Annotated in this window: 5 protein-coding genes and 1 tRNA gene; 5 read left to right on the forward strand and 1 reads right to left on the reverse strand. The window is 65.6% G+C overall.

What is annotated here, in order from left to right; translation table 11 throughout:
* Positions 1-286: integrase core domain-containing protein (locus tag A3764_RS07485; RefSeq protein ID WP_150122101.1), on the forward strand; the 286-nt coding region annotated here is incomplete at its 5' end.
* Between the two features lie 260 nt (positions 287-546).
* Here the strand turns inward: A3764_RS07485 and A3764_RS07490 are convergent.
* Positions 547-636, reverse strand: a tRNA-Ser gene (locus A3764_RS07490).
* A 230-nt stretch (positions 637-866) separates the two neighbouring features.
* Here A3764_RS07490 and A3764_RS07495 point away from each other — a divergent pair.
* The 4 genes from A3764_RS07495 to A3764_RS07510 all read left to right on the forward strand — a co-directional run.
* Positions 867-1,748, forward strand: a complete 882-nt coding sequence (locus A3764_RS07495) for an SPOR domain-containing protein (protein WP_236628124.1) — start codon at positions 867-869, stop codon at positions 1,746-1,748.
* A 24-nt stretch (positions 1,749-1,772) separates the two neighbouring features.
* Entirely contained in the window at positions 1,773-2,963 is a 1,191-nt protein-coding gene (locus A3764_RS07500; RefSeq protein ID WP_067924741.1) for a D-alanyl-D-alanine carboxypeptidase family protein, read from the forward strand.
* The gene (gene tmk / locus A3764_RS07505) at positions 2,960-3,580 is read left to right on the forward strand and encodes a dTMP kinase (RefSeq protein WP_067924744.1); all 621 of its coding nucleotides are present in this window, start codon (positions 2,960-2,962) and stop codon (positions 3,578-3,580) included. The genes A3764_RS07500 and tmk overlap by 4 nt, the downstream gene beginning before the upstream one ends.
* A 43-nt stretch (positions 3,581-3,623) precedes the next feature.
* Positions 3,624-4,158, forward strand: a 535-nt coding sequence (locus A3764_RS07510; RefSeq protein ID WP_150122102.1) for a DNA polymerase III subunit delta', incomplete at its 3' end; no start/stop codon positions are given.

Genomic DNA, 4,158 nt, shown 5'->3' on the forward strand with positions numbered 1-4,158 from the left:
CGGGTCGCAATACTGCTCTGTCGACTATCAGGCACTGCTCCGAAAACGAGGCCTTCTTATCTCAATGAGCGGGCGCGGGAACTGCTATGACAACGCGATGGTCGAGACGTTCTTCAAGACCATCAAGTCGGAGCTGATCTGGCCGGTCGCGTGGCAGACACGCGCTCAGGCCGAAAACGCTGTCGCCAGATACATCAACGGGTTCTATAACCCCGTCAGGCGCCATTCGTCGCTCGGCTTCCAGAGCCCCATCGCCTTCGAGCGAAAGGCACGGGAAGTGAGCTAAACGCTCTCCACAAAAGCCGGGCAAGTCCAAGTTGCCTCAACTGCGGCGCAGCCCATTTCTGGCAAGCATCAGAAAATACGTGAGTTTTTGAATCCGTCTCGATTTGAGTGAAGGGCGGGTGGAAAGAGACGCGGGGCTTTGCGAGACCAATTTTAGGCCAACGGCCAGTCTCCACAAGTCGGGTGCTTTCCTTAAACCCCTTGAACCAAAAAGAAAAAAGGCCCGCGCTGGGGCCTCGTCTCGGATTCGCGATTGGTTTGTGGCGGAGGAGGTGGGATTCGAACCCACGGTACGCTTTCACGCACGCCGGTTTTCAAGACCGGTGCATTCGACCACTCTGCCACTCCTCCGGGGTCGGTGTCTCCTAATCGGCCTGTCGCGATTCGGCAAATGGGCAATTTACCGCTGTCCGAAACGGGCCCGGGGAAATTTGCCGATCCGCGCTCCTGCGCCTTTTCACATCTGGTTCGGCGGGCTAGAGTGCGCCGAAGAGCCCCGTCAAGGGGACGTACGCTCGCCGGGGAACCGGCTCGACAGGTGGGTGCGACCACACGCCGCCAGCAGGCAAGGACAGACGATCATGAAGACCCCTTCCCCCGTGATGCGCATCCCGCACCGCTCCATCTTCCTGACGGTCGGCGGCATGATGTCGCTTGCGGTGCTGTCGGGCTGCGGGGAGAACGGCTTTGCCCTGCCCGGGCGGACCGCCGCCGCGCAGACGGAGGAGTCCACCTCCACCCGGCTGGTGGAACGGGACGTCGAAGCTCCGGAGGTCTTTTCCGTCACCGAAGAGGGCCTCTGGGACGGGCGCCCCTCTCTCGGGGGGGTCTGGGTGGCGCATCCGGATGTGACCGATCCCGAACGGGTCATCATCCGCAATCAGGACAACGGCAAATTCGTGATCGGTGCCCTTTTCCGCCGTGAACGCGACCTGCCCGGCCCGAGGCTGCAGATCTCGTCTGACGCGGCGGCGGCACTCAATATTCTGGCGGGTGCACCCGCGCCGCTCAACGTCACGGCCCTGCGCCGGGCGGAAGCCGGCGATGAAGCCCCAGAGGCCGCGGACGCCAGCACACAAACCGCCCCTGCCGCCGAAACCTTGCCAGAGCCTTCGGACATCGCAGAGGCGACGCTGCCGCCCGCCACCTCCGCAGCGGCGGGCATTACCGCGGCCTCGGTTCCGGCCCCCCGCCCCGAACCTGCGGCACCGGCGCGCAAGTCGGGCGGGCTTGCCAAACCCTATGTGCAGATCGGCATTTTCAGCGTCGAAGCCAATGCCGAACGGGCCGCAAAGCAAATGCGCGGTGCCGGCATGCTGCCCACCGTCAAGCGGAGCGAGATCAACGGCAAGCCGTTCTGGCGCGTCGTGGTCGGCCCCGCCCCCTCGAAATCCGAACTCGATGCCCTGCTGAAAAAGATCAAGGGCGAAGGGTTCTCCGATGCCTATGCGGTGTCGAACTGACGTAACCCGAAGGAGGTCCTTCCGATGATCCGCCCCGTTGCTGCCCTGCTGGCGTTGATCCTGTACGCTCTGCCCGCACAGGCCTTCGAGACCCGCGCCACCGCGGCCTATGTGATCGACGTGACCAGCGGCACGGTTCTGCTGGCCAAGAACGCGGATCAGCCGCTGCCGCCCGCGTCCATGTCCAAGCTGATGACGCTGTACATGGCGTTCGAAGCGGTGGAACGGGGCAAGGCCAACGGCGGGCTCGACCTGACGGAGGAACTGCCCGTATCGCAGCACGCCATGTCCTACGGCGGCTCGACCATGTTCCTTGATACCACTGACCGGGTGACGGTGGAGGACCTGCTGCGCGGCATCATCGTGCTGTCGGGCAACGACGCATCCGCCGTCATCGCCGAAGCGCTGAGCCCGGACGGCACGGAGTACGGCTTTGCCCGCCTGATGACCCAGCGCGCCCAGCAGATGGGCATGACCAATTCGACCTTCACCAATTCCAATGGCTGGCCGGCCCCGGGGCATCTGATGTCTGTCCGTGATCTGGCGTTGCTGGCGCAGCGGATCATTCTGGATTTCCCGCAGTTCTACCCGATGTTCAAGGAGCAGGAGTTCGTCTTTGACGGTCGCGCGCCCCAGAACAAGAGCAACCGCAACCCGCTGCTGGGTCTGGGCATCGGTGCGGACGGGCTGAAGACCGGCCATACGATGGAGGCGGGATATGGCCTTGTCGGATCCGCCAAGCAGCAGCAGGGCGACCGGCGTGTGATCTTCGTGCTGTCGGGGCTGGATAGCGCCTCGGCCCGGGCCGAGGAAGCCGAAGCCATCGTGAACTGGGCCTTCCGGCAGTTCGCAGAACGCACCCTCGCCCCCGAAGGAACCCAGATCGCCGAAGCGCCGGTGGCCATGGGCTCCGCCCGCAAGGTCGGTCTGGTTCTGGAAGAGGACCTTACCGTTCTCGTGCCGACCATCACCGCAGGCCCCCTCAAGGCCGAAGTGGTCTTTGACGGCCCGCTCCGCGCGCCCTTCAGCAAGGGCGACAAGCTGGCCGAACTGGTGGTGACGCCCGAAGGCCTGCCCGAAACGCGCGTGCCCCTGCAGGCGAGCGAATCCGTGGGACCCTACGGTTTCGTCTCCCGGATCACCGCGGCGGCGCGGCACCTGCTGGTACGGCTGAATTCCGGCCCCGAGGATGCGGCGGCAGAGGGCGCTACGTGACGCCTGCCCGCGGGCTCTTCGTCAGCTTCGAAGGCATCGACGGTTCGGGAAAATCCACACAGGCCCGCCTGCTCGCGGATCATCTGCGCGCCGCCGGGCGCGACGTCGTGTTGACGCGCGAACCCGGCGGGAGCCCCGGGGCGGAGGAGATCCGCGCCCTTGTCCTGCAGGGCGCGCCGGATCGCTGGTCCGCCGAGACGGAGCTGTTGCTTTTCACCGCCGCCCGGCGCGACCACCTCGAACGGACGATCCAGCCCGCGCTCGACGCGGGCAAGGTGGTGATCTGCGACCGTTTCGCGGATTCGACGCGCATGTATCAGGGGCTGTCGCGCGGCGACCTGCGCGGTGCGGTCGACCAGCTTCATGCGCTGATGATCGGGGTGGAACCGGATCTGACGGTGCTCATCGACATGCAGCCCGATGCGGGGCTGGACAGGGCGCTGTCCCGCGCGGGCACCGAAGAACGTTTCGAAGGCTTCGGGGTGGATCTGCAGAACGCCATGCGCGCGGGTTTCCTGCAGCTGGCAAAGGAATTCCCCGAACGGTTCAGGGTTGTGGACGGGGCGGGCAGCCCGGCAGAGGTTCATGCCGCGATCCTCGCCGCCACCGGCTTCTGACCGCGGCGGTTCCCTCCCCCGCGAAACCTGATAGACCATCCCCATGACAGACGACCCTGCCCTCCCGGATCAGATCGAAGGCGCGCCGCACCCGCGCGATACCTCGGTACTGGTGGGGCAGCAAAGCGCGGAAGCGGCGTTTCTCAATGCGTTCAACGCGGGCAAGCTGCATCACGCATGGCTGCTCACCGGCCCCCGCGGCGTGGGCAAGGCCACGTTTGCCTGGCGCATCGCGCGGTTTCTGCTGGCCACGCCCGACCCGGATGTGGGCGGCATGTTCGCGCCGGAACCCGCTACCACGCTGGATGTCCCCGCCGATCATCCTGTCGCCCGCCGCATGGCCGCACGGAGCGAGTCGGGCCTCAAATCCATTACCCGCAGCGTGGACGAAAAGACCAAGCGCCTGCGCAAGCAGATCGTCATCGACGACGTGCGCAAGCTTGCCGGGTTCTTCCAGCTTTCCGCCGCCGAGGGCGGGCGCCGGGTGGTGATCATCGACGACGCGGACGAATTGAACCCCAATGCCGCCAACGCCCTTCTCAAGATGCTCGAAGAGCCGCCCGATCGCGCGGTCCTGC

Source organism: Sulfitobacter sp. HI0129, from assembly GCF_001635395.1.
In the GTDB taxonomy this organism is placed as follows: Bacteria; Pseudomonadota; Alphaproteobacteria; order Rhodobacterales; family Rhodobacteraceae; genus Sulfitobacter.